The following is a 25,928-nucleotide window of genomic DNA, read 5'->3' as shown; positions in this document are numbered from 1 at the left end:
GTTTATCAAGGCTAAGCAGCCATCGGGCAAAGGCTCAGAGTTGAACAATCAACTTTAATTCTCGGTCGCAGTTCAACTTGAACTAAAGTTTTAAATTCTTCATTTTTGGGAGCAACTAAAAATTCTAATTTACCGTTAATATAATCATTAATTTCAATAAAGTTCACGAGTTCAAAACACATAATACCCACAGTGGCATCGGCTATTTTTAATTCAATTTGAACTGATTTTTGAATGATATTCATTCCAAAATTGAGGGTGACACCTAATGAATCTGTCACTTCATAACACCAATAGCCATCGGAGGGTTGGGAATCTTTTGGTTCTTCACAAAATAATTCTAGAAAAGCTAGTTCATCAAATCCCTCATGTAAATTGATTTTTGCCATTTTCTTACCTAAGATATTGAGTTATTTTCCATAGATTATAGCACTGAGAAAGCGGCGAGTTCCATCGGGCAAGACTTCCCATGAACTTTGGACTTGGGCGAATTTTCCGGTTCTGCCCGGTAGAGCGTGAATCTCTAAGCTCTGTATCTATTGTACCCTCTTCTCCTGTAGTGTGGTTTGTATAAATATTAATAAATCGCTCAACAATATTACTTTCTTCTTGGACTGCTTGTTCTAAATGAGTTTGAATAAATTGACGAGATTCTGAATCGTCATCAAATCCCAAGCGATTTAGTTGTTGTCTATTTTGTACCGCTCTTTTTGAGTTATGAGCGTCTGGCTTTATGTTGACATTGAATAAGTAATCGAGCTTGCGATCGTTAATAATGCAGGGTGTTTTTGCGTCGGTGGGTCGATCGGATTGTGTCAATGGCTGATTTTTAAAATATAGATTTTGGGAATTGTAGGATTATATCATTTTGGCAGTTTTTTCATCCTACAGCACGATCGCACTCACAGCCCCAAAAAGGCGATCGCCCTTTTTGACTTATTCCAAAGGGGATCTCGACCCTAGTTGTCAAGTAGACATGATTTGAGATAAACTAATCCTGAAACTATTCCCTAAAAATATCGCCCCATCACAGACAATTTCAATGCACATCCAGTCCCCCCCTTCTTAAGGGGGGCTAGGGGGGATCAATCCGAGACTAAACAACCCAACCCACAATTTCAATGCACATCCAGTCCCCCCCTTCTTAAGGGGGGCTAGGGGGGATCAATCCGAGACTAAACAACCCAACCATAAACTTAAACCAACATCCAGTACCCCATTAATAAGGAGCACCAGGGAGATCATGCCTTTATTAAACGACTCCAACTTCCACCTACCATACAACCCAAAACTCATCCCCATCGCCAAACAAGTGCGGAAAAATCCAACTCCTGCGGAAAAAAAACTGTGGCAGGATTTTCTGAGAAATTTCCCCTTTCGAGTTTTGAGACAGCGCCCGATCGACAATTTTATCGTAGACTTTTATTGTGCGGCTTTACTGTTAGTAATTGAGATTGATGGGGAGAGTCATTTTACGGAACAAGGGAAACTATATGATGCAGAAAGAACCGGGATTTTAGAGGGGTATGGATTGAAGGTTGTCAGGTTTACGAATGTTGAGGTGTTGCAGAGTTTTGAGGGGGTTTGTGGGGAGTTGTTGGGTTTGATTGAGGGTGATTTTTGAGGCCAGATCCCCCCTTAGCTTGCCCCCTACTCCCCCTTAAGAAGGGGGGGACATGAGGGGAGGGGAGTTGAATGGGTGGCTGGGTGCGATCGCACTTTTTGAATTATTCCAAAAGGGATCTCGCACTGTACGATCGCTAGTCGATTTTGGGCTTGCAATCGACAAAGGATAAAGCTTCTTCATCGAGATAACCTGCGATCGCCATTTCAATTACTGCCCAAACTGGATAATTCATTGTTTTAGCGCGCAGGGATAGTGCTTCACGAATGGTTTTGGGTAATCCTTCTAGAAAGATTTGTGCTAATTCCGGTGACAGATGTTCGGTGATAATAGGCTGAGTTTGCATAGAATTAGTCCCTCGCTGGAATTTTCACGTTATAGGGTGGGTTAACGGCTTGAATGATCAGGCTTTCTAACTCTGATGATAGCTGAATCCACGCTCGTAAAATCTAGCTGGTAAAGGGCGATGGCGAGATATTCAGTTTGTATTGCACTATTGCACCAGTGTATACTAGATTATAGGGGTGTTTTGAGCTAGTTTATGCCACGCCTAGATATCTACCATAATGTCGTTAAAGCTGCTCTCATTAAAGACGGCTGGACAATTACTCACGATCCTTTCACTATTAGATTTGAAGACTTGACTGTTTACGCGGATCTAGGAGCCGAAAAATTAATTGCCGCCGAGAGGAGTGAGCGAAAAATTGCTGTTGAGGTGAAGGTATTTATCAGTCCTTCCCCAGTGACCGATCTCGAACGAGCCGTTGGACAATACTATCTGTATTCGAGTTTTATGGCGCGGCTGGAGCCCGATCGTACTCTATACCTTGCCATTCCGAAACGCACTTATGAAAACTTTTTTCAGCGTCCGTCGATTCAGGAATTTGTTAAAGAACGACAATTCCCTTTGATTGTTTTCAATCCTGACTTAGAGGAGATTGTACTATGGAAAAGTTGACTCAGTATCGATCGATCGTGCGAGAAGTAATCGACGAATATGCCCGATACAAACCTAGTTTAGGGCAGAGCGATATGTCGGCAGTTTACGATATCGATCGCGACCATTATTTGCTGGTTAGTTTTGGATGGAATGGCGATCGGCGAGTTCACAGCACTATCCTGCATCTGCGAGTTTTAGAGGGCAAAATCTGGATAGAACGAGATGAAACTGAGGAGGGGGTGACTCAGGATTTGCTGGATAGAGGGGTTTTTCAAAAAGATATTGTGCTGGCTTTTTACCATTATGAAGACCGGAAGTTGACTGATTTTGCAATTGCTTGAGGTAAAGGACGATCGCCCTTAGTTGAGAAACAGGAATTAAGGGCGATCGCCCTTTTTGACTTATTCCAAAAGGGCGATCGCAGGTTTGGCATCTGGTATAGATGAAGGGCGATCGCTCTTCCCTGCAAAAACATTCGTAACCAAAAGGGCGATCGGGCCAACGTTGAGTTGAGGAGATCGATCGCCCTTTTTTCAGAAAGAGGAGGAAAGGGCGATCGCTAATCTGTGCTTACAAAAGGGCGATCACTCTTAAACTATCCCTAAAGATGAGCGCTTTCTTCCTGAACAAACACTAAACTTCAAGTGTTATAGCTAGATGAACTCCCGCTGGTACTCTGTGGCAATTTTTTTCGGCTCAACTTAGACTTATTAGCTAACAGTTCAGCCTTAAAATTGTCTATTGTCAAACTGTTTCCATATTTGTCCCATAGCATCATGCCTAATGCTACAGCATTATAATCAGGTCCATCCCCAAAATTCCACTTTGTAGCATCATTGAATTGTGAAGCCAACTGTAAGTCATTACTAGAAATTCCTATGGCTTTCCCAACAAAGCCATAGTGAATGTTAGACCAGATATCGTAATAATATTCATATTCACTGTTATCTGGGAACTTAATGAAAAGATCGGTGTTAGGATATATATTCCGATACCTCCTTTGTAACTCAGGCTTATGATCCCAATCTTTTTTATCGTCAACAAGAGATTTCCACAAGTCTAACTTACCCGGATAAGTGTTGTAATAATTAGCTGAAATGCCCTGTAGCAGAAAGAGGATATTATCTTTCGCTTTTTCAAAAAGAATCCAAGGGTTTTGTAAGATTTCAATCTTATCGTTAGAAGGTTGACGATCACTCAGCTTTGAATTAAATATCTCTGGGTTTTTCTTCATCTCATCGAATATGTACTTTAATGCCATTTCAAAAATCTGATTTTCGAGATATTCTGGTGACAAATTGTTATTTGTAGAAGCACCAGTGCGAATTGTAACTCCCTTTCCGCTTATCGGATCATTACTATTACCTAAACCACCGCCATTTTCTGAAAAATTACCAGTATTCCCACTACCATAAGCCTGATTGAACTTACCAAGCACTGAAAGCGTGTAATTAGCAATACTGGGATATTGAACGCCATTTGTATATTCGGGCGCTGTGCTATTGTATTTGTTGGGATTACCTGAATACCAAGCTGATGCCACACGACGCACTGCAATATCAACATTGCCACCACTAGCAGCTATAGCTTGCTGATAATATTGATTCAGCTTGTAATCAATAATTTTTAGCTGAAGGTCAGGACTATTCAAGAACTGATTAGGAGTAATCTGATATCCCAGCGCTTCACGACTCCAAGAAGGAATATTTGCGGGCATCACTTGAGCAATTCCCAAAGCCCCTGAATTAGGGTTGACGGCTTTGTAATTGTAGCCACTCTCTTGTCCAAAAATAGCTGTTCTTAAAGCACCAATAACCGACTGATTAATATTATTAACAGGCTGAGGATTGGGAGACGGGGAAGTTGGCGAAACCGATCGCCCTTTTGTCTCATAAACAGTCACTTGCTGACCATTCCAGATCATAATCGCCCGTTCAAACTCCTGACGGAAAACACCACCCCCCTGATCCTGCATACCAGTAATAGCAGCCCCCACTTGCGGATACAAACTAGCAGCATACAAGAACTTCTGACGCACATCATCTGTAGGACTCGATGCAGTTGCAGGCTTTGTTGCCGCTCCCCAGATCAGACCGTTGCTAGAGACTGTACCGACAACAGTTGCTTTAGCCGTGTTCGGGTCAATTGCTAGTTTCCGGCGATCGGAAGTATAAGCTGTCAGTTGCCCATTTTCCAAGCTCAAACCGTACACTTCCCGCAAACCCAAATCACCTATATTGCGAACCGTACCCGTCGCCACATTGAAAGCAACCAGGCGATCGTTCAACGAAGTATTAGGACTACCAACCGTTGCAAAAATCTCATTAGCCCCGTTGAAAACCAAATCTCCACTGCTAGGCCCGCCCAAATTGCCAATCAAATTCATCTGACCATTATCAGGCGAAATCTGAAACAAATTGCCATTTCCCTGATCGGCCCCGTAGAGTCGGCCATCGGTCGAGAAAGTCAGAGAATTGAGAGTCCCCCCCGCCAACGGCCCGACATATCGTTCCGCACCCGTAGAGGGATTAATCTCATACAAACCGTCATAGAAAGTACAGCCGTAAAGTTTACCATTCGGAGCAACCGCCAAATCAGTAAAAGCGCGGCCTTGATAGATTGGATTTTGTGCACCCGTCGCCGTATTAACCTGCAATATCTGTCCACTACTGGTAGACAGGTACACCGTATTAGCAGTTGGTTGCTGTGGAGGTTGTTGTGGGGGTTGCTGTGTCGGCGGAAGTAAAGGCGGCCGACTTCCAGGGTAGCCACCAGTCCAAGCACTCGGTACCCAATAAGTTCCACCGTTATATCGGAAGCGATACCACAAAGCATCCGGTTTTCCTGTTGTTAAATCGCTAAGCTGTTCGCCGTAAGTCCAACCGTCAAAACTCAGCGTATCACCAGTCTTGACAACAAAATTACTTCGATCGCTCGTATTCGGACTATTGCGAAGAGTAATCCCATTCGACGAAACCACCCAAGCAGTAAAGTTTTCATTGATAATATTGACAGCCCGTTCCATCGGCGTGACAAGCCCTTCACCGCCCCAAGTCGTCGGTTTCAAGAAAGCAATGGGCCGATAAACTTCCGCCACAGTCTTCTTCGCCAAATCCACCGCCGCCAGCGTATTCAAAAACCCAAAACCCGTCTCATCATCCCACCCAGACGGCCCCAAATCCCTCGCCGTAGACTTCAAAATCTCCATCACTTGGCGATAATTCAAAGCAGGATTTGCCGCCCAAACCAAAGAAGCCGCCCCCGCAACTTTCGCAGTCGCCACCGAAGTCCCCGCCATCGTGTCCAAATCATTTCCCACAGTCGATAAACCGGGGTGTTCAGTCGTGCCGCCATCCGCCACCATATCCAAACCGCGGCCATAACTAGAATAGATCGATCGCCCGTTAATATCCCCAGCCCCAACCGTAAAAATATTGTCAAATTCCTGAGAAGCTTGACCCAAAACCGACATCACACCGCCGTCATTACCCGCCGCCACTACCAGCATTACCCCATTTTGCCGCGCATATTCGATCGCACTTCTTTCTGCTGGAGTCAACTCATAGCGCGTCGTCACACTCCCGTCAGCATTCTTCTGAGTCAAATCCAAACTGAGATTCGCGATCGCATTTTTCTGTCCAGAAGCCTTCGCAGCATCCACAAACTCTACCAAAGAATCAGCCCATCTCCCAGAATCGATCGCCCTTCCCACCCATTTCGGCGCAGTCTTATTAATCGCATCAATAATCCCCAACATAAAAGTACCGTGCTCGCTACCTTCCCCAGGCTTCAGCAACGGATTGTCATCCCCGCCCACATAATCGCGGCCCTTCTTAATATTCGCGTAATTCAAATAAGGACTATCCGCACTCACACCAGTATCAATACTCCCCACCAACGGCTGAGAAGCCAAAGGAAAATTGAGCAATTGACGGATTGCATTCGGATTGCTAGGATTCGGCGAATGCGGATCGACAGGAATTAAAGCAACCGGCAAAGTCTCAAACGCACCGCCCGGATTGTAAGGAGTTTGAGTGGCAATCCCATCATGGTACAGACCCAGCGGGTCAAAATCAATCAGCGGCGGTAAATTGTTAGTTGGAACTCCAGAAGGATCGATCGGGCAAACACCGCTATCAGCAAAGAAATTAGGTAAATCTAAATCAGACAGCGACCAAGAACCCAATAACTGATGCAGCGAGTCAAAATCTTGCAGCCAACCCCCAACACCCGCACTCGGAGTCACAATTTTTTCTAAGATAAAAGTTTTTCGCCGTTTCCGGCTTTTCCCCTGCTGGGAATTGCCAAAACCTTTACCTTGTTTGCGTTTTTTGCCACCAAGATTTAGCCAACCCATAACTTTTGTACCCTGTTTAATATGAATTCGATCGCAAGAACTTAATTAAATGCCTTCAGACATTCAACCAAAATCCTTTGTTGACAAGGATTTTTCAATAATCGTAAAAAATTTCTGTTTAGTTGAGAATTTACGCAAACTTAACCAATTTTCTGTATAGGCTATCGCTTTACATCTGCCGCGCTTTGCTAACGGTCAGGCGGGCGATCGGACAAATACTTTGTTAATGCGTAATCTCTATGATTTTTTGCTTCTTCACGATTATCATACACCCAAGTTCTATTTGCGATAGTAAAGTTTGTGTAAACTTTTTTCCGGCAACTTAATTATGACTTACGCCTTGCAAGGGGATAGCAATTCCCGCCTCAACCAGAAACATCCGCTACACCCTCCTTTCCCACGCAATGACAGGTGGAAAATGCGTAATTCCTAAAATAGTTAGAATTTACACTTGCTTTTTTTCTGCTTTCTGATAATATGAACACAAAGGTGAAATTTGGATTAAAGTCTAAAGCCCAAACAAATATCACTAAAGCTTCTTCACAAAATACTTCAATACTTCCATGCTTCCTTAAAACAGGGGCAAATTTCGCCTTGAAACTTTCCGTTTCCAGAAAAACTTAGGGCGGCTCGAAATGCTCAAAAACCCAGCGGAGAGAGCTAAAAAAGAGAATAGGGCGATCGATTCAAGACAATTCAATAAAAACACCCACTTTGATTGAAAACTCTTGTCCCCCCCTTCTTAAGGGGGGCTAGGGGGGATCGAGTTTCGCCCTAAAATGTGTAATTCCTAAATTAGTGAAAACTCTTCTCCCCCCCTTCTTAAGGGGGGCTAGGGGGGATCGAGTTTCGGCCTAAAACCCACTGTCTCTCTGCTTGATCCAAAAGTCCAGATCCCCCTAAATCCCCCTTAAGAAGGGGGACTTTGAGTAAATTCTCTTGTCCCCCCCGATGTTTTGGGAGAATTTACAAACACTCTTGTCCCCCCCGATGTTTTGGGAGACTTGACGAACACTCTTGTCCCCCCCGATGTTTTGGGAGACTTGACGAACACTCTTGTCCCCCCCTTCTTAAGGGGGGCTAGGGGGGATCGAGTTTCGGCCTAAAACGCGTAATTCCTTCTTCCTTCTTCCTTCTTCCTTCTGCCAAACCATGCAACTCAAATCAGCGGTGCAGTGGATACCTCATCCCGACGGTCATTGGATACTTCGCAATCCCGAAGACATTACCTGTATTCAAGTAGACGACTTTGACAAACAAGTAATTTTGCAATTAAGCCAACAGCCAATAACTAATATTCTCGCTGAATACAACCTCGATTTAGAAGACGTGCAAAATCTCTTGAAAGACTTAGCACAAGCAGGAATGCTAGAAGGAACCAAGCCACCGAAAGCCAAATTTAACCTGCTATCCTTCACAATTCCCCTAGTCAATCCAGATGTTTGGCTATCGCAGCACATCGACAAATTACGCTGGATGTGGACGTGGGAATTTGGCTTTTTTCTTTGCGCTTTCATCTCTTCCTCTGTAGCAGTGTGGTTGGCTTCCTCTGCCGAAATCGCAGCCTCACATCAGCAGTTGTGGATAGCCGGAAAAAATGAGACTATTTTCCAATTTGTCTTGCTGACAATGCTGGTAATAGCTTTGCACGAACTAGGTCATGCTTTCACGCTCAAACACTACGGCGGCATAGTTAAAGAAATTGGATTCTTGTTGATGTGTTTCATCCCTGGATGTTACACAGATACAACCGACCAATACAGTTTAGTCAGGCGGAAACAGCGGCTTTTAGTAGTAGCCACCGGAGTATTAATCCAAGTAACAATTTGGGCATTTGCTGTTTGGATGTGGCTGTTTTCTCAGTCAAATCCGGTTTGGCATCAAATTAGTTATTTGTTGATGGTAGCAGCGTTGCTGACAGTTGCAATTAATTTGAATCCCTTGAATAGATTTGACGGTTATTATTTGTTAGTAGCTGGAACTGGCATTAACAACCTGCGACAAAGGTCGTTTGATTTTTATGTGGACTTGTTGCGGCGGGAGGAGATTGAGGAAGCAGCGGAAACGCAATGGGTTTTGGCGGCTTACGCGCCTTTGAGTATACTTTATACTGTTTGGGTTTTGAGTTATCTAGCGTCATTGCTGGGTAATTTGGTTTTGCGGCTTTGGAGTTTTTAACCGCAGATTAATCACAGGCGGGACGCCCGTGCCACGATTAACCTAACGGGCGAGACGCCCGTGCCACAAAATGCAACTTTATTATTGTAGGAGTTTATCGAAATGAATGTTTTTCAAAAGTTGGGAATTGTTAGCGGAAGTTTGAGTTTTGCAGTTGTCAGTCTATGTTTTTCTGCACAAGCGGCAACTCTTACTCAAACTTACACTGTGAATTTGGGTTCGCAGCCGTTAAATAGCAGTACGAATGTGGTTTTTCCGAAGTTTAATTCGCTTTTGGGAACGCTATTAAGGGCTTATGTTACGGTTAAATCTACTGTTAATAATAGTGTGAGCATTACTCCTTTGACGGGAGATTTTATGGGGACGGCGGCGACTAATGCAAGTATTGCTGTGAATATTCCGCTGCTAAAAGTTGACCCGAATTTGACTTTGAGTGTTTTGGCGAGTCCGCCGGAAACGAAGATTGCTAGTGGCGGTACGGGAAGTGTTAGCGGTTCGGCTTCTGGTACTGTGTCGAAGAGTTATGATTTGCCGCAGTTTTTAAGTGCTTTAACTGGCTGCGATGGTGATACTTTTACTGCAGGCGTGGCGACAACTGGTTTGACTCAAATTCTGGGGAGTCCGGCTAGAGGTAGTTTTGGGGGTAAGGTTGTGGCTAACACTACAGTTAGTGCAATTTATGAGTATGAACCTATTGCTGATGCTTCTGTACCGGAACCGATGACTGCTGTTGGTACATTTGTGGCTGCTGGAATGGGTTTGTGGTGGAAGAAAAGGGTTTCAAAAAGGGGGTAATATTTAGCTGGTTCCTAGGCAGAGCTCATTGCTGACAACTTAAGACTGAAACCTACATAATAAATGTCGCTTTTAGTTGAGGCTAGATCCCCCTAAATCCCCCTTAAAAAGGGTAGTAGGGGTTGACTTTGATAAGAATCTTGTCCCACCCCCTACTCCCCTTATTAAGGGGGGTTAGGGGGGATCGAGACTTCGCTACAACCAGAGAAACGGTCGGTTTAATGTTAAGTTGTTACCAATGAGCACAGCCTGGGAACGAGTAACTTTACGTTAAAGCGATCGATAAACGCGATAGTTAATTTCAGGGAAAATATTATCAATCTCCTCAACTTTCTCCAACCAACCCGAATCAACTTTCCCTTCTTTCACTTCATCGTAAAGCTTGTGAAAGCGCATTAAGTGCGATCGAGTCCGCCGCACTGCATAGGGCACCATCGTTCCTGTACGCATGATAAACGCCCAGTCAGATGATTGAGCTAGCAGCACTTCCCGCGCCGCCTGATTCAAAGCACGATATTGCAATTCATCTTCCGGTTCCATACTTCCCAACTCAATCATCCGTTCCGCAGCCTTGTGCAAATGCGGGTAAATCCAAGCATTCGTCTCATTCAACCAATATTCGTGGAAACCCCGGAAACCCCAGCTAGACTGAGACGGGCGGCACACTTGCTGAGTCCGATTTCCCCGCAAATAATCGGCTAAGTGCGTCATCTCGTAGGTATTTTGGTCGTACCAACTCTTGCGGAATAGGTAATCTAAGAACCAAGGCCCTTCGTACCACCAGTGACCGAAAAGTTCGGCGTCGTAAGGCGAAACAATAATCGGCGGACGCTGCATAATGCCGTTGAGGTGTTCGACTTGGCGTTCGCGGTTGAAAGCAAAGTTGCTGGCGTGTTCGGCTGCTTTTTCCCGTGCCCAGTACGGATCGTACAACTGTTTATCGCCTAAACCCAATCCGCGACCGGTGATTTTGTGATATTTAATCCCGGTATTTTTCCGCTGGCCGTTGGGCATGATGTAGGGCTTAATGTAATCGTAGTCAGCTTCCCAGCCCAAATCTTTGTAGAATTCGCGGTATTCGGCGGCCCCTGGATAGCCGACTTCGGAAGACCAAACCTGCTGCGAGGATTCGTGATCCCGGCCGAAGGCTGCGACTCCGCTTTCGGTGAAAATTGGGGCGTAGCTGCCGTAGCGGGGACGCGGGCGGGCGTAGAGGATGCCGTGACCGTCTGTGAGAAAGTAGCGGAGGCCGGCGTCGGCTAACATCCGCTCTAAGCCTTCATAGTAGGCGCATTCGGGCAGCCAAATGCCTTTTGGTCGGCGGCCGAAGTTTGCTTCGTAGTTGTCGCAAGCTACTTGAATTTGTGCCCAAACTGCTTCGGGGTACATTTTCATCAGCGGTAGGTAGCCGTGGGTGGCACCGCAGGTGATGATTTCGAGGTTGTTGGTATCTTGGTGTTCTTTGAAGGCTTTGACTAAATCTCGATCGTACTTTTCCCAAAAGTTGCGGACTTGAGAGAAGTGGGCGGCGTAATGTTCTGCTAAATAGCGGAGGTGGCCGTTGCCGCTGTTGTGTTCGATTTCGAGATCGGCTAGTTCTTCGAGTTTAGCCAAGTGGTCGTCGAAACGGTCTTGCAGCAAGGGGTCGCGCAGCATGGCAACCAAGGGCGGCGTCATGCTCATGGTAATTTTAAAGTCGATGCCGTCGCGCTTGAGCCCTTCAAAGACTTGCAGCAGGGGAATGTAGGTTTCCGCGATCGCCTCAAACAGCCATTCTTCTTCTAAAACGTAGTCGCTTTCCGGGTGGCGGACAAAAGGCAAGTGGGCGTGGAGAACGAGGGCGAGGTAGCCAATAGTCATAAAAAAAGTTCGGTAAGTGGGAAACGAGCGAGACTTTAGTCCTGAGAGGGAAACGACTCGGCGGTTTCAACCGCCTTGAATCCCCTTGCGGGGAGAGGGGTATGGTTGCCCCTCAAGGAGATATGGTTGTCTCCGACCTATTTCTAGGTAATGTTCGCTTTGCCAATGTTGTAAGGGCTTGTTAGGCTTGCAGCACTGTCGAGAGTGACTTTAAGACTGTTTAACTACAAGCGACATAGCAGAAAACTAGCGTCGCATTCAAGGAGTGTCGTGACCCTAACAACGTAGTCAGTGAAGACTTAGGCGGGTCAGTACAGCTTGTTTCGATTAATCTTACAAGCGAGCGTGGCTTTAGCCCGCTCGTTACTGACAGTGATTTGGATGCCGTAGTTATTAACTGACGCCATTTAGGGACAGCTTTAAAATATTTTAAGATTTTATGCTGAAACGGGACTCACAAAATGGCGTGTTTTTTTAATGGCCTTTCTCTAACAAACTAAATGTCAGCAAATTCTGATTTTCTGCTTGCTGTCGGATTAGGGCTGCTGCTGTTTGAGAGTCTACTGCCTTTGAGAAAAAGAATCCCTGGGCGTACTCGCATTTTAACCCTTTTAGTATAGATAGTTGCGAGGCTTCTTCGACTCCTTCGGCTACTACATCCATGCCTAAATTGTGGGACAAAGTAACAATCGACCGCACAATTTCTGTCGGGTCAATGCCTCCTTTACTGAAATCGAACTCACCTCCCATCCTGCTAACAAAAGAGCGGTCTATTTTTAAGGTATTGGTGGGGAAGCGGTGCAGGTAGGAGAGCGAGGAATAGCCGGTGCCGAAGTCGTCAATGCACAAGTGTATGTTTCTGGTTCTGAGCTGCACCAGCATTGCTGTTACTGATTCGGAATTTTCTATGAGTACGCTTTCGGTAATTTCTAGTTTTAAACTGCTGCCGTCGAGGTTAGTTTCTTGAAGAACTTGGTCGATGTATTCAATTAAGTCTGGCTGAGAAAACTGTTTGACAGAAATGTTGACGCTAACGCTTAAGGGGGGGTTGCTGGGAAATAGCTGCTGCCACTGGCGGATTTGGTGGCAAGCTGTGCGGAGTACCCAGCGGCCGAGGGGTACGATCAAGCCGGTTTCTTCGGCAATGGTGATGAATTCACCGGGGGAAACTAAGCCGCGTTCTGGATGCTGCCAGCGCACTAGGGCCTCAAAACCGGTAATTGTGTTATTGGCGATCGACACGATCGGCTGGTAGTGAATAATAAACTGTGGCGCTGCGGATAAGGGAGGTAAGGCTGATTCGGGGAATGGGGGAAAGTCTTCTTCTCTGGCCGGCTCTCTAATTGATTCGATCGCCCGCCGCAGGTCGTTTTCTAGCTGCAACAGCCGCAAAGCGTGGGCGTGCATGGAACTGTTGAAAACTTCGTGTCGGGCTCTGCCGAGTTCTTTGGCGCGGTACATTGCTGTGTCGGCGTCGCGCAGCAGGGTTGTCGGTTCCACGTATTCGCCAGAACTCAAAGCTATGCCGATGCTGGCGGTGATAAATACTTCGTGTCCGTCTAGAAGGAGAGGGGAAGTGATTTTCTTTTGCAGGCGGTTGACAATGGTGGTAGCTTCATTGATGCCCTCGATGTCTTCTAGCAACAGCACAAACTCGTCTCCTCCCAGGCGGGCCACTGTATCTCCGGGCCTCAGACACGCTTCCAGACGCCGCGCGATCGATACTAGCAGTTGATCGCCGATGGCGTGGCCGAGGGAATCGTTGACTACTTTAAATCTATCTAAATCGAGAAACAGCACGGCAAACGAGTAGTCTTTGCGCCGTTTTGCCAGCCTCAGAGCGTGTTCGAGCCGATCGGTAAATAGCGATCGGTTGGGCAATCCGGTGAGGGCGTCGTGAAAAGCATCGTGCAGCAGTTGTTCTTCGGCGAGTTTGCGCTGAGTGATGTCGTGACAGTTAATCACGATTCCCTTGACTGCCGGATCGTACAGCAAGTTGGTGGCTACAGCTTCTACATAACACCAGGAACCGTTGCGGTGTCGGACTCGGTACTCAACTGGGCACTGGCTTCTTTTGGGGTTTTCAATGGCTTTGTGGAGGGTTTCGGCGATCGTGGCGCAGTCGTCGGGGTGAACTATTTCTAAGGCGCTGCGGCCGATCGCCTGGTGGGGCGCGTATCCTAAAATTCGCTTGACGGAAGGGCTGATGTAGCGGAAGATTCCTTGGGCGTCGAGAATGATCGTGATGTCTGTGGCGTTTTCAATCAGCGAGCGAAATCGCTGTTCGCTTTGGCGCAGGGCTGATTCTGCTTGTTTGCGATCGCTGATGTCGAGGGCTACTCCGTCTATAATTACGTCGCCGTTTTCGTTTTTGGAAAATTTAGCGCTGTCTTGCACCCACTTGACTTCCCCCGATCTCAGAACGATGCGGTACTGGCGATCGCACGGCAAAAGAGTCGCTCTCGATGCTGCTACGCGTCTGTCACACGAGCTTTTGTCCTCTGGATGGATGATTTCGGTCAAGAGTTCCGGGTGCGAAATCACTTCTTCTGCCCCGAACCCAGTAACTTCGCGCACGCCCGGACTGATGTAGGGCATGGACATTGTGCCATCTGGATGCAGCACGGTGCGGTAGACTGAGCCGGGAATGTTGGCTGCCATTGTGGCTAGCTGCTGCTGGATGCCGCAGACTGCTGCTTCGGCGCGCTTGCGTTCTGCAAGTTCATTTTGGGCTTGTTGGTAGAGTTCGGCTTGGTGGATCGCGATCGCGCACTGATCGGCTATGGCTTTGACTAGCGATAGTTCTTCTGTAGTCCAAGAGCGGGCGCGATCGCACTGGTAGAGGCAAATTCCTCCCAAAAATGATTGCTGGTAGAGCAGCGGTGCGATCGCGATCGAGTGAAACCCTAAAAATTCCGCTGATGCTTGCAGTTCCGGGCCCAGAGTCGATAACTCGGCGAGGGCGATCGCTTCTCCGCGGGCGAGGGAGAAGCGATAGTGTTGGGCAAAGTCGCAATTTAGACCGATCGCCCGTTCTCTGCCGGCTGCCTTTAAGCTCATGTAGCGAATCCCGATCCTGCCTTCAGCATCTGGCTGCAATATCGCGCAGCCGCTGATTTCGAGAGCTTCGTGCAGTTGATCTGCGGTGGTTTGCAGCACTTCGTCGAGTACAAGGGTGAAGCGCATGGCTTGGAGGATGCGGTTGACGATCGCTTCACGAGTCGCTTGCCGCTGAATTTTGGCGATCGCTTCTTGTTGCTGGCGCCGCATTTTGTATTCTTGGAGCGAGCGTTCTAAGACTGTTGGCAACCTAAACAGCCGCCCTTTTAAGACGTAATCGGTCATTCCGGCTTTGATGCACTCAACTGCCGCTTCTTCTCCCAAACTTCCCGTTACTAAAATCAAGGGTATGTCTTGCCCTAATTCCTGCATTAATTTCAACACTTCTAAACCGTTGAATCCGGGGAGGCGGTAATCTGAGAGTACAGCATCGTACTTGCAATTCTCCAGCAGTTTTCTGCACTCTGCTGCTGTTTCTGCGGTGTCGCACTTAAAATTTACCCCTCCCGACTCTAAGGCGAGCACTATTAATTCCATATCTTCTGCCATGTCTTCGATAATCAACAATTTTAATGTTGATTCCGCAACCATTTTTAGTAGATAGTTAGTCTGATTTATATCTAACATAAGGTATTGGGGATGTTTTCAATTGGTTATTCGTGTTGTTGCTAGTAATTTTTTAGAGTGAGTTGGGTTGTTAATTTTATCTCGATATTTTTAGCAAAATCAATTATATACTCTACTCTCAAAACCTTTATTTAGCACCGACCGTCGAGGGCTGACCGAACCGATTGGGGATCATCCCAATTTTTAAAACAGCCTTTTTTAGGAGTACGAGCATCTGGCACAGCCAAGGCTAGATATTTCGCTTCCATCCCTGAGAGTGCACACTCCTGTCACACCAAAATTCTCATGTTCTCACCGATTGTGACTTATTTAAGTGTATAAGAGTTTTAAATTCTAAATTTAAAACTCTTATACACTTAACTTACGAATCTCTACTACCGTTTGAGATTGTTTGCCCTAGTTTAAAGTAAAAGGTGGCTCCTTGACTAGGTAGGCTTTCGGCCCAAACCGTGCCGCCGTGGCGGTGAATAATCCGCTGGACGATCGCCAAACCGATGCCGGTACCTTCAAATTCTCTCTGGGAGTGCAGCCTCTGAAAGGCTCCAAACAGGCGATCGGCATATTCCATCGGAAAACCCACCCCGTTATCCTTGACAAAAATCGTCCCATCCGGTAAACCCTCAATAACTATTGTAGCCGGAGTGCGTCCGCGGCTGAACTTGACGGCGTTGCTAATTAAGTTGCTGAACACCTGTTGCAGCAACGTTGGATCTCCCATTACTGTCGGCAAATCTCCGACGGCAAATTCAACGCTGTGGGGAGTTTGGGGCGGATCTGCGACAGTTGGTGGTTTAGTCAATTTAATCGCATTTTGTACCAAACGGCTCAGATCGATCGGAATTTGCCTCAACTCGGTGCGAGTCACCCGCGACAGGGCGAGCAAACCGTCAATCAACAGGCTCATCTTTTGGCTGCTGTCTTCAATTATTTCCATATAGTGAACTATTTTGGAATCGCTCAAAGCCTCAGTTAATTCTAGTCGCTGTTTCAACGCTTCTACAAAACCTGAAATGTGTCGCAAAGGTGCGCGCAAGTCGTGGGAAACTGAGTAAGAAAAAGATTCTAATTCTTGATTGGCAGCTTCTAATTGCTCTGTCCGTTCTGACAAAGCTTGTTTTGTCTCTACCAACTCAGTGATATCGCGAGAAGTGCCAATTAAAGCATAAACCTCGCCCTCGATATTTCTCAGGGGAATTTTAAAAGTATCGTAGTAAGTAGTGTCGCCCGATATCACAAATTTATCCTGCAAGTGCATAGTTTCCCCTGTTTCAAACACCTGGGAATTTTCCCTACAGAATTTGGCGGCTATTTCTGGGGAAAAACATTCAAAAATAGTTTTTCCCTGCATCTCCTTCCTGCTATTTAATCCAGCAGTGTGGGCCACAGATTGGTTGACAAAAGACAGGCACATCTTCTCGCGCTCTACCACAAAAATGTGATCGGGCAAAGCATCAAAAAAAGTTTCTAATTCTGCGGTACGCTGCGCGACTTGAGCTTCTAAAGTTTCGTTGAGTTCTTTAAGTTCAGCTTCTACTCGTTTGCGTTCGGTAATATCTTGACCAATGCTGATACACCTGCCGTCCGAAAGACGAACATTGGCCCAAGAAGTGTCGATAATTCGCCCGTCTCTAACTTTTGTTTTGAAGTCGCTCCAGTTCGGATTTGCTGCTTCAATTTCATCCCAAACATATTGACGGTCTTCTGGCTGCAGATAAAATTCGGCCAAGATATCCCGGTTTGTGATTTCTGCCAAACTCCAGCCTAGCACTTCTTCCCAGTGGCGGTTTACCCAGTTTATTTGACTGTTTTTGTCCAAGAATGCGAGCATGACTGGCACGTTGTCGAATATAGTTTGCAGCAGTTCTTTTTGCTGTTTTAATGATTCTTCGGCTTGTTTGCGATCGCTGATGTCGAGTACGGAACCGATAAATTGTAAAATTTGTCCGTCTGGGGTTCTTTTGAAAATTTTAGAGCGATCGTGCACCCAGCGCCATTCCCCATTTTTGTGTTTGATTCTGTAGTCTCTGTCATCGGTTTCATAGGGATTCCTGCTGTGTTTGAGTCGCTCCATACCTGTAATTAGCTTTAACATATCATCGGGATGAACTAAGTTGGCTAAAGCGTCTTTACCCAAATCTTGCAATTCTTGGGGAGTGTATCCCAGCATGGCTGTGACCGATTCATTTGCATAAATATTTTGGCTGTCTACTGCATCGTAAATGTATAGAAAGTTAGGTATTGTTGTAACAATACTCTCTAAAAGTTGCTGGTGCTTTTGCAGTTCCAATTCGGCCTGCTTGCGCTCGCTTAAGTCCAGCACAAAACTAACGCCTAACTGCTTCGTTCCTTCTAAAAATGTGCTGCCCAGCAGCACCGGAACGCGGCTACCATCGGAGCGTATAAATTCTTTTTCAAAGGGAAGAACCGTATTTCTAGCCTTCAGTTCGGCGACTTTTGCTGTATCTAAACGCACGTATTCGGGCGGTGTCATTTCTTGCCAGTTAACTCTTCCTGAAAGCAGATCGTCCCGCGTATAGTTTACGGTGTTTAAAAAAGCGGCGTTGGCATCTGTAATGCTGCCGTTAAGATCCCAAAAAATTAGGCCGAGCATGTTAGAATCAACTATGGCTTTAAATTTGGATTCGCTTTGGCGCAACTGATCTTCGACTTGTTTTAGTTCTGTGATGTCGCGGGAGATGGATAAAACTGTTTCTACTGAATTGTCTTCAGCAAATTCGGGAATGACTCGACAGTGGTAATGTTTTATGCCATCGGGAGTGGGAAACTCAAATTCTATGGTTTCTTGTTTGCCACTACCCAAAACTTTCATAAAAGCCTCATCCCACAGGTCGCACAAGTGGGGCGGCATTCCAGCTTCTTGGTTGGTTTTGCCAATCAATTTGGCGGCTGGTTTTCCAGTTGTTGATTCTACTGCTGGGTTGATGTAAAGGAGGCGTAGTTTGCGATCGAACCGGGCGATGATATCGGTAGCATTTTCCGCTAGGGCGCTGAAAGCTTGTTCGCGTCGGTGCAGTTCTTCTTGAGTGCGGTGGAAATCGGTTATGTCTCTGGCAAAAGATAGAATTGAAACTACTCTTCCCGATTCATCGATGAGTGCAGAATTGTACCATTCGCAGTAAATTACCGAGCCATCTTTGGTATAGTTGCGGTTGCGGCAAACGTTGCGGGTTTCTCTGCTGTGTAACAGTTGATTTGTGACGGCGCACACTTGCTCGAAGTCTTCTTGATGAACTATTGACCATTCGTGCCAGTATTTGCCGATTACTTGGGCTGCACTCCAGCCAAATATTTGTTCGGCCATTGGCGACCACCGCACTACCCGAAATTCTTTGTCCCACTCTACCACTGCCATTGGTGAGTTTTCTAGGTGAAATTCCCGGCGCGAGTGGGCTTTTTTTATTTGAGTTTGAAGTTGTTGGCGGAGTTGCTTCGCCTCGGTCAAGCGAGCGCTGAGTTCCTGTGCGTTTGCTGAGCCGGCTTTGGCAATGTGAGCAATGGTTTCTGCTGTTTGTTTTTCGAGTTCGTTCCAAGCGAGTTCGAGGGCTGATTCCGCCTGCTCTAGCTCAGTGATGCTGTTCTGAAACAGTGTGGCACTTTCAACTGGAATTTCAGGCATATTTTTGACACTTAGACAAGTGTTACTTTGAGAATTCAAAATTAAAGCTTAAAAATTAAAAATATGTAATTTCCTGTTAAATTATACATTTTTAATTTTTAGTCGGTGCGTGGAGCCGATCGTTGGAGGCGGGCGGCGTTATTAAAGACTGCCAGTAAAAGGATCTGGGGTGCAGATCGATCGGCAATTGTGGTGGATCGATCTAAAATTCTCCTGGGTAAGGGAAGGGTGCGGGCAGGAGCTGACCCTAACTATATTTTTGCACAGAGTTGTTGTTTGGGGGCGATCAAAAGGATCTCGGCGTGGCTGCGGGCTGGGGTCGATCGCCAATCTGTAGCAGGGCGTTGCCTATGCAGATCCCCATTTGTCTCAACTAAACACGCTTTCTCAAAGTCGGGCAGGGCTTTAACCCCCTGTCGGACTGAGGGTTGGACGGGCTGGTTGACACCAATGAAACCGCCCCTACCTACCAATAATCTCCCATCAGTTTGGTCAATAAAAAGCTAAAATAAAATCTAAAGTTATTCAGTCTTTTAAATCGCTTATGACTGCTGCTGCACCCTCTTCGATAAAAAACCAAACTCAGTACGAAGCCATTATCGGTCTCGAAACTCATTGTCAATTGAGTACGAATACTAAAATTTTCTCCAGTTCTTCTACAGAATTTGGCAATGCCCCAAATACTAACATTGACCCAATTTGTATGGGAATGCCGGGAGTGTTGCCAGTATTAAATCAAAAAGTGCTGGAGTATGCGGTGAAAGCAGGGCTGGCTCTCAACTGCTCCATCGCACCTTACAGTAAGTTTGACCGCAAGCAATATTTCTATCCCGATTTGCCGAAAAATTATCAAATTTCTCAGTTCGATTTGCCGATCGCTACTAACGGTTGGCTAGAAATTGAACTCGTGGATGAGACGGGAAATTCTACTAGAAAAAAAATCGGGATCACTCGCTTGCACATGGAGGAAGATGCCGGAAAATTGGTTCACGGCGGCAGCGATCGGTTGAGCGGTTCTACTTATTCAATGGTGGATTACAACCGCGCCGGTGTGCCTCTAATCGAAATTGTTTCGGAACCGGATTTGCGATCGGGCGCGGAAGCTGCCGAATACGGTCAAGAATTGCGCCGGATCGTGCGCTACATCGGTGTTGGCGACGGGAATATGCAGGAAGGCTCGCTGCGGTGCGACGTGAATATTTCGGTGCGCCCCGTTGGCCAAAAAGAGTTCGGCACGAAGGTGGAAATTAAAAATATGAACTCTTTTAATGCGATCGAACGGGCGATCGATTACGAGATCGAGCGGCAAATTCAAGCTGTGGAAAATGGCGAAACCATCATCCAAGAAACCCGGCTGTGGGATGAAAACAAGCAGTGTACTTTCAGTATGCGGATTAAGGAAGGTGCAAGCGATTACCGGTATTTCCCGGAACCAGATTTGCCTCCGATCAAAGTTTCAGCCGAGCAATTGCAGGATTGGCAAGCTCAACTGCCGGAATTGCCGGCAATGAAGCGCAATCGCTACGAAACTGAGCTCGGTCTTTCTCCCTACGACGCGCGGGTGCTGACTGACGACAAAGCGGTGGCGGAGTATTTTGAAAAGTCGATCGCCGCCGGTGCTGTGGCTAAACAAGCGGCGAATTGGGTGATGGGCGATATTACTGCTTATCTGAAAAATGAAAAACTGGCGATCGCAGAAATTCCTTTTCAACCGCAGGATTTAGCCGAACTGCTGGGGCTAATTGAGGCCGGTACGATCAGCGGCAAAATTGCTAAGGATATTTTGCCGGAGTTGCTGGCAAACGGTGGTTCGCCTCAGAAGTTCGTTGAGAGCAAGGGTTTGATTCAAATTTCGGATACTGGGGCGATCGATCGAGCGATCGATGCCGTGTTGGCCGCCAATCCCAAGGAGCTCGAACAGTACCGAGCCGGTAAAACTAAGCTGCTGGGCTTTTTTGTCGGCAAGGTGATGAAGGAAACGGGCGGCCGGGCCGATCCCAAACTGACCAATGAGCTGCTGGCGGCGAAGCTTAACGCCCCAGGCTAAGCAAGTCGTTAAGGGGGTCGTGTAGCGGATACAGCGGCGGGCGATCGGTTTTCCCCGATCCCGCCGCCCTCTGGCCAAGAATTTCTGGATGGTACCCGCCACGTAATTTATCCGTGGGGTCAATCCAAAATCCAAAATCTCAAATCTAAAATCGAATGACCCTTCTCCCTGGCTCGTAACTTTATAATTAATATACATTTCTTTACAACATCTTCACGTTTGGGGGTAACACCCCTCATCCCGGTTGTGTTATATTGTGTTATGTAGATGCACCCTGATGGCAGAGAGAGTTACTTAGGTAGCTCTCTCTTTTTTTGTCTTTTTTTTTTGCACGGACGTGAAAATACGGATGGGGGAGAGGGGGATGGGCTATACCGATTCCCGATTACTGATTACCGATTTGCAATTACCGCTTTGAGTCGATTAATACTGAAATGCTGCACCATTCTCAATAAGCTTTTATGAACAGGCAAGATGCCTGTTCCACAAAGAATGAATTTTCTTGTGGAACAGGCATCTTGCCTGTTAAGCGAGAATGGTGCAATATCTCAGTTAATATCAGCTTGAGTTATTACCTAATTTTGACAGTATGAGCGAACAAGCTAGCGAGCTAATCAAGCAGGGGATTTCGCAATATCAGGCGCGTCAATTTGAGGCGGCGCTGGGTTCTTGGCAGGAAGCGCTGGGGCTGTATCGCTCAATGGACGATAAGCGCCGATCGGGTGCGGCGCTGGGTAATATGGGCGTAGCTTACGAAGCGCTGGGAAATTATGCTCAGGCGATCGACTGCTACCAGCAGCATTTGGTGTTAGCGCGGGAAATTGGCGATCGCCGGGGTGAGGCAAATGCTTTGGGAAATCTGGGCAATGCTTGCTGTGCTCTGGAGGATTTTTCTAGTGCTATTGATTACCAGCAGCAGCGTTTGGCGATCGCGCGGGATACTGGCGACGGGCGCTCTGAGTTGGAAACTTTGGGTAATTTGGCGCTAGCTTACGATGCTAAGGGAGATTTGCCTGGTGCGATCGAATGCTATCACCAGCAGTTGTCGATCGCGCGCGCCAGCAAGGACGATCGCATTGAGCGCAATGCTCTCAAGTATTTGAAGCTCGGTTACAAGTATTTAGCAGATTACGAGAAAGCCGACGAGTACCGACAGGAGCAATTGGCGATCGTCCGGGAACTGTTTTTAACTGATAAAAATAATAGTTTTGTACAACTTGCCGAAACCGTTGGTTTGAATCCGATTGAGGACTTTGCTGGGGCTAATTTAAGCGGTTTTGACTTGCACTACGCTGATTTTAACGGTGCGGATTTGCGCGAAACCAACCTCCGAGGCGCCGATTTGACTTTGGCGGATCTCAGCGGTGCTTTGCTGAGCGCTGCTATTTTAATTGATGCTAATTTGTGCAATGCTAATTTGCGGGATGCTGAACTCAGCAGCGCCAATTTGAGCGGTGCAGATTTGCGAACCAAGCTGCCGAGGGCAAATTTAACCGGTGCAAATTTAACCGACGCCAACTTGAGCAGTGCTTATTTACCGAATGCGATTTTGGTAAATGCAAATTTGACAAATACTGATTTCAAAAATGCTGATTTAAGCGGTGTTAATTTGAGTGGTGCGATTTTAAACGGTGCTGATTTGACCCGCGCTGATTTGAAAAATACGGTGGTAAAAAATGCGAACTTTTCTGGTTGTGTGGGAATTTCGGAAGCCCTGAAGGTTGAATTGAGGACACGGGGCGGGATTTTTGAGTAGAATGGGGAATGTTAGTAATTGTAGAGGGTAACAAAAGCTATGACTGCCGTAACTGCAAAACGATTCTCGATCGCCGAATATCACCGTTTGGAAGAACTGGGTTTTTTTGAGTCCGATAACCGATTTGAATTGATTCGCGGAGAAATTATCAAAATGGCTGCCAAAGGTACGTTTCACTCTGTTTGCAACTCGCTATTGCTTAAAAAATTGTACCCACTGCTGGAAGAACGAGCGATCGTGCGCGGTCAAGAGCCGATTATTTTGTCGGCTGATAGCGAACCAGAGCCTGATGTTGTTATTGCTTGCAATCGTTCTGATAATTATTTATCTTCTCACCCGCAGCCTGCTGATATTTTGTTGGTAATTGAGGTTTCTGATTCTACTTTGAAATACGACAGGAGAACCAAGTTATCTCTCTATGCTGAATCGGGAATTTCTGATTATTGGATATTTAATTTGGTAGATATTCAACTGGAAATGCACAGCGAACCTTATCAAAAACAAAGAGGTGGTTTCGATTATCGAGTCAAACGAGTGGTTTTGCCGAATGAGGTTGTGGTAATTCCAGGTTTCCCAGATTTGTCTCTCGATTTATCTGCGGTATTTCCGGCGCAGATGGGTGAGTGAAGGTGAGAAGTGCGTAGGCCGGGGCCGGGGCGTAGCCATCGCCCGGATTGATGATATAATGCAAAAGTGCGATTGAACTCTTCACCAAAGTAGCACTATGACGGCTAAAACTCTCGCCCCACCCGAACAAATTGTCCAGCTATCGGGTATCAGTTGGCAAACCTACGAAAATTTGCTTGCCGAAATCGGCGATCGGCAAATTCGACTGACCTATAATCGCGGCAATCTGGAAATTAGAGTACCCTCCCCAGAACACGAACTTTACAAAAAAGTAATGGGTCGATTTGTTGAAACCCTAGCAGAAGAATTGGAACTCAACATTGCCCCCCGGGGTTCCACAACTTTCAAGCGCCCTGAACTTAGCGGTGTAGAACCTGATGAATGTTTTTACATCCAAAATGTTAGTGCAGTTAAAGGCAAAAAAAGAATCGACATGAATCAAGATCCGCCACCGGATTTAGTGGTAGAAATTGATATTACCAGTCGTTCCGAAAATAGTTTGCAGATTTATGCGGATCTGGGAGTGCCGGAAGTTTGGATTTATAATGGAGTGCGATTCAGAATCAACAGATTAGAAAATGGAGAATACGTTGAGTGCGAGATCAGTTTAGCATTTCCTAGCTTACCGATATTAGAGATTGTCAGATTTTTGGAACAAGCAGAAACAATGGACTATTTGGAATTAGTGAAAGCATTTCGGAATTGGGTAAAAAGCCAAATTCAGCAAAACCCATGAGGGCGGATATAATTCAACAAAATTTACAATTTAAACCCGCGAAAAAAAGCTTTGTTGTGATGAACTAGAGATGATAAACTAATTTAAATATCAATTACAGGCTGGTAGTGCCAGCAATTCTACCCGATATGCGATCGCTAGAGTCTCACAACAAATACCCAGATTGCTTGTGGATGCAATTAGAAGCAATTCCCGTTCCATCGGTTGCACCCCAAACCCAGCAGCTTGACATTCACTTGAGCCTGAATTTTAACGAGCATTGGGAACCCCTGCTAGGTGGTCGCGTTAAGTTTGGTCTGCAAGGCGGGACGCTAAAACTCTATCTAGAAAAATGCGAAATACCCGTAGCATCACGTCAGTTAGTCGGTTCTTTCAAGCTTTTGCCAATAGAAGAAACCCTACCGATTCAAAGCAGTGCAGAAATTTTAGTAACCGAAAGTCAGCGGGGAGTTCCGGGCGGGGAGAAGGCTGAAAAAACTAAGGAAACAGAGAGCATATTGTGTCACGTTTCCACAATCAGCGATGATACAACGCCAGCTTGGATTTTTGCAGTAGAACAAGGCAAATCAGTATTAAAAGGTTTGCTAAAAAGTGCTAAGCTGGGAGAATTAACGGCGAAAGAATTTCGGATGGCAGCGGCTTTTGAAGTTGCTAAAGAAGATATTAATCTCACAGATGCGGAGGGTTTGTGGCCGCACGAGATCACGCCAAATCAACATTCGGTTTTAGAAAGAATCCTGACTATATACCTGCAAGCAAATAAACTCCAACCTGCCCTCAGTTGGGCGCTATTGTCCTACAATTTGCCTCCGGTTGAACCGCGCGAAGTGGCAATTGTCCCGGAAGCTGAATCGGAATTGCAGGAAATGGTCGATCGCATTATCTCCGCTGAAACCGACAACTTTGTAGAGTTGGCCCAAATCGCCAATCTCAACCCAGCACTAGATTTCGCGGGTAGCAGCTTGCGCGGAACGACTTTAAGTGCAGTGGATTTTAGCAGCGCAAATCTCGATCGGGCAAATTTCCGGGGTGCAACCTTAAACGATGCCGATTTCAGCGACGCCAACCTGCAAAATGCCAAATTCGGCGGTGCAGATTTGAGTGGGGCTTTCTTAGGAAATGCTGATTTAAGCGGCGCAGATTTGCACAAAGCAAGTCTGGCTTTAGCTAACCTCAGCGGTGCCAATTTGAGCGGCGCAAATCTGCTGGAAGTGAACTTAACAAATACTAATTTCAGCGGTGCGAATGTCGAGTCAGCCAGATTCGGGAATAATTCAGGAATGGATGAGGAGATGCAGGTGAATCTACAGCAGCGAGGCGCAATTTTTGAGGAGGTTTAGTCCGTAAGTGCGAGATCCCTTTCATTCATCCCCATCTATTGTGGCACGGGCATCACGCCTGTGCGATGGAATTTCACCTTGAAACTATCGCATTTCAAGAAAGTTGCTTCTTAATCCTTAAGTCTGTAACTAAATTTATAGAGGGCGATGAACCGTAGCTGTTAAGAGGGTAAACAGGCATTTCTTGCCAACACTGACGGCAAAACCAGTATACTTGACTGTGGCGAAGGTGACGCAGCATTTGATTCGTGCAGCAAGGACAGCTTGTCATAAAAACCTCTTTTTTATCGACGAAAGTGTATTTTTCTCTTGTTGCCCAGTGCTGTAAGCTGGGTTGAAGCAGC

The 25,928-nt window shown here is 46.3% G+C and carries 17 protein-coding genes; 10 read left to right on the top strand and 7 right to left on the bottom strand.

All coding sequences use genetic code 11. The features are described 5' to 3' along the window. Positions 1 to 11: 11 nt before the first annotated feature. Both QT992_RS15780 and QT992_RS15775 read right to left on the bottom strand, forming a co-directional pair. A complete protein-coding gene (locus tag QT992_RS15780) occupies positions 12 to 389 on the bottom strand; it encodes a hypothetical protein (RefSeq protein WP_333337826.1) in 378 nt (125 codons plus the stop codon). 4 nt (positions 390 to 393) lie between these two features. Further along, entirely contained in the window at positions 394 to 819 is a 426-nt protein-coding gene (locus QT992_RS15775) for a hypothetical protein (protein ID WP_333337823.1), read from the bottom strand. Positions 820 to 1,243: 424 nt separating this feature from the next. Here QT992_RS15775 and QT992_RS15770 point away from each other — a divergent pair, with 424 nt between their 5' ends. Further along, the gene (locus QT992_RS15770; protein WP_333337820.1) at positions 1,244 to 1,624 is read left to right on the top strand and encodes an endonuclease domain-containing protein; all 381 of its coding nucleotides are present in this window, start codon (positions 1,244 to 1,246) and stop codon (positions 1,622 to 1,624) included. A 136-nt stretch (positions 1,625 to 1,760) separates the two neighbouring features. Here the strand turns inward: QT992_RS15770 and QT992_RS15765 are convergent, their stop codons facing one another. Further along, positions 1,761 to 1,970, bottom strand: coding sequence for a hypothetical protein (locus tag QT992_RS15765; protein WP_293330773.1), 210 nt, complete (start codon positions 1,968 to 1,970; stop codon positions 1,761 to 1,763). Positions 1,971 to 2,165: 195 nt separating this feature from the next. On the opposite strand from QT992_RS15765, the gene QT992_RS15760 reads away from it, so the two are divergent. Beyond that, positions 2,166 to 2,582 (top strand): element excision factor XisH family protein, encoded by a 417-nt coding sequence (locus QT992_RS15760; protein ID WP_096829196.1) that lies wholly within the window; start codon positions 2,166 to 2,168, stop codon positions 2,580 to 2,582. Further along, on the top strand, positions 2,570 to 2,905 hold the full coding sequence (locus QT992_RS15755; protein ID WP_333337817.1) for a XisI protein: 336 nt from the start codon (positions 2,570 to 2,572) through the stop codon (positions 2,903 to 2,905). The genes QT992_RS15760 and QT992_RS15755 overlap by 13 nt, the downstream gene beginning before the upstream one ends. A gap of 299 nt (positions 2,906 to 3,204) precedes the next feature. On the opposite strand, the gene QT992_RS15750 is transcribed toward QT992_RS15755, so the two are convergent. Further along, positions 3,205 to 6,921 carry a S8 family serine peptidase gene (locus tag QT992_RS15750; protein ID WP_333337814.1) on the bottom strand — a complete coding sequence of 1,239 codons (3,717 nt, stop codon included), beginning with the start codon at positions 6,919 to 6,921 and terminating at the stop codon, positions 3,205 to 3,207. Between the two features lie 1,152 nt (positions 6,922 to 8,073). Between QT992_RS15750 and QT992_RS15745 the strand changes: the two genes are divergently transcribed. Beyond that, the gene (locus QT992_RS15745) at positions 8,074 to 9,099 is read left to right on the top strand and encodes a hypothetical protein (protein ID WP_333337812.1); all 1,026 of its coding nucleotides are present in this window, start codon (positions 8,074 to 8,076) and stop codon (positions 9,097 to 9,099) included. Positions 9,100 to 9,201: 102 nt separating this feature from the next. Beyond that, entirely contained in the window at positions 9,202 to 9,894 is a 693-nt protein-coding gene (locus QT992_RS15740; protein WP_333337809.1) for a PEP-CTERM sorting domain-containing protein, read from the top strand. Positions 9,895 to 10,164: 270 nt separating this feature from the next. Here the strand turns inward: QT992_RS15740 and QT992_RS15735 are convergent, their stop codons facing one another. From QT992_RS15735 to QT992_RS15725, 3 genes are all read right to left on the bottom strand, one after another. Continuing rightward, entirely contained in the window at positions 10,165 to 11,754 is a 1,590-nt protein-coding gene (locus QT992_RS15735) for a glycoside hydrolase family 57 protein (RefSeq protein WP_333337806.1), read from the bottom strand. Positions 11,755 to 12,228: 474 nt separating this feature from the next. Beyond that, positions 12,229 to 15,441 carry an EAL domain-containing protein gene (locus tag QT992_RS15730; RefSeq protein ID WP_333337804.1) on the bottom strand — a complete coding sequence of 1,071 codons (3,213 nt, stop codon included), beginning with the start codon at positions 15,439 to 15,441 and terminating at the stop codon, positions 12,229 to 12,231. Positions 15,442 to 15,802: 361 nt separating this feature from the next. Next, positions 15,803 to 19,078: a PAS domain S-box protein gene (locus QT992_RS15725; protein WP_333318330.1), complete on the bottom strand. Its 3,276-nt coding sequence runs from the start codon at positions 19,076 to 19,078 to the stop codon at positions 15,803 to 15,805. A gap of 544 nt (positions 19,079 to 19,622) precedes the next feature. On the opposite strand from QT992_RS15725, the gene gatB reads away from it, so the two are divergent. The 5 genes from gatB (at position 19,623) to QT992_RS15700 (ending at position 25,584) form a co-directional block, all read left to right on the top strand. Then, on the top strand, positions 19,623 to 21,125 hold the full coding sequence (gene gatB, locus QT992_RS15720) for an Asp-tRNA(Asn)/Glu-tRNA(Gln) amidotransferase subunit GatB (protein WP_333337801.1): 1,503 nt from the start codon (positions 19,623 to 19,625) through the stop codon (positions 21,123 to 21,125). Positions 21,126 to 21,714: 589 nt separating this feature from the next. Then, positions 21,715 to 22,881 carry a pentapeptide repeat-containing protein gene (locus QT992_RS15715; protein ID WP_333377300.1) on the top strand — a complete coding sequence of 389 codons (1,167 nt, stop codon included), beginning with the start codon at positions 21,715 to 21,717 and terminating at the stop codon, positions 22,879 to 22,881. 39 nt (positions 22,882 to 22,920) lie between these two features. Continuing rightward, positions 22,921 to 23,508: a Uma2 family endonuclease gene (locus QT992_RS15710; RefSeq protein ID WP_333337793.1), complete on the top strand. Its 588-nt coding sequence runs from the start codon at positions 22,921 to 22,923 to the stop codon at positions 23,506 to 23,508. Between the two features lie 97 nt (positions 23,509 to 23,605). Beyond that, the gene (locus QT992_RS15705; protein ID WP_333337791.1) at positions 23,606 to 24,244 is read left to right on the top strand and encodes a Uma2 family endonuclease; all 639 of its coding nucleotides are present in this window, start codon (positions 23,606 to 23,608) and stop codon (positions 24,242 to 24,244) included. Between the two features lie 107 nt (positions 24,245 to 24,351). After that, the gene (locus tag QT992_RS15700) at positions 24,352 to 25,584 is read left to right on the top strand and encodes a pentapeptide repeat-containing protein (protein WP_333318339.1); all 1,233 of its coding nucleotides are present in this window, start codon (positions 24,352 to 24,354) and stop codon (positions 25,582 to 25,584) included. Positions 25,585 to 25,928 lie beyond the last annotated feature (344 nt).

This window comes from Microcoleus sp. T3_D1 (genome assembly GCF_036700405.1).
Taxonomy (GTDB): Bacteria; Cyanobacteriota; Cyanobacteriia; order Cyanobacteriales; family Microcoleaceae; genus Microcoleus.
The sequence above is the reverse complement of the archived record's forward strand: the minus strand, read 5'-3'. Positions and strand labels throughout refer to the sequence as shown.

What these genes read in the sequence shown, in the direction of transcription:
- QT992_RS15780 (WP_333337826.1), bottom strand. Translation starts at nt 389, where the DNA reads ATGGCAAAAATCAATTTACATGAGGGATTTGATGAACTAGCTTTTCTA.
- QT992_RS15770 (WP_333337820.1), top strand. Translation starts at nt 1,244, where the DNA reads ATGCCTTTATTAAACGACTCCAACTTCCACCTACCATACAACCCAAAA.
- QT992_RS15765 (WP_293330773.1), bottom strand. Translation starts at nt 1,970, where the DNA reads ATGCAAACTCAGCCTATTATCACCGAACATCTGTCACCGGAATTAGCA.
- QT992_RS15760 (WP_096829196.1), top strand. Translation starts at nt 2,166, where the DNA reads ATGCCACGCCTAGATATCTACCATAATGTCGTTAAAGCTGCTCTCATT.
- QT992_RS15755 (WP_333337817.1), top strand. Translation starts at nt 2,570, where the DNA reads ATGGAAAAGTTGACTCAGTATCGATCGATCGTGCGAGAAGTAATCGAC.
- QT992_RS15750 (WP_333337814.1), bottom strand. Translation starts at nt 6,921, where the DNA reads ATGGGTTGGCTAAATCTTGGTGGCAAAAAACGCAAACAAGGTAAAGGT.
- QT992_RS15745 (WP_333337812.1), top strand. Translation starts at nt 8,074, where the DNA reads ATGCAACTCAAATCAGCGGTGCAGTGGATACCTCATCCCGACGGTCAT.
- QT992_RS15740 (WP_333337809.1), top strand. Translation starts at nt 9,202, where the DNA reads ATGAATGTTTTTCAAAAGTTGGGAATTGTTAGCGGAAGTTTGAGTTTT.
- QT992_RS15735 (WP_333337806.1), bottom strand. Translation starts at nt 11,754, where the DNA reads ATGACTATTGGCTACCTCGCCCTCGTTCTCCACGCCCACTTGCCTTTT.
- QT992_RS15730 (WP_333337804.1), bottom strand. Translation starts at nt 15,441, where the DNA reads ATGTTAGATATAAATCAGACTAACTATCTACTAAAAATGGTTGCGGAA.
- QT992_RS15725 (WP_333318330.1), bottom strand. Translation starts at nt 19,078, where the DNA reads ATGCCTGAAATTCCAGTTGAAAGTGCCACACTGTTTCAGAACAGCATC.
- gatB (WP_333337801.1), top strand. Translation starts at nt 19,623, where the DNA reads ATGACTGCTGCTGCACCCTCTTCGATAAAAAACCAAACTCAGTACGAA.
- QT992_RS15715 (WP_333377300.1), top strand. Translation starts at nt 21,715, where the DNA reads ATGAGCGAACAAGCTAGCGAGCTAATCAAGCAGGGGATTTCGCAATAT.
- QT992_RS15710 (WP_333337793.1), top strand. Translation starts at nt 22,921, where the DNA reads ATGACTGCCGTAACTGCAAAACGATTCTCGATCGCCGAATATCACCGT.
- QT992_RS15705 (WP_333337791.1), top strand. Translation starts at nt 23,606, where the DNA reads ATGACGGCTAAAACTCTCGCCCCACCCGAACAAATTGTCCAGCTATCG.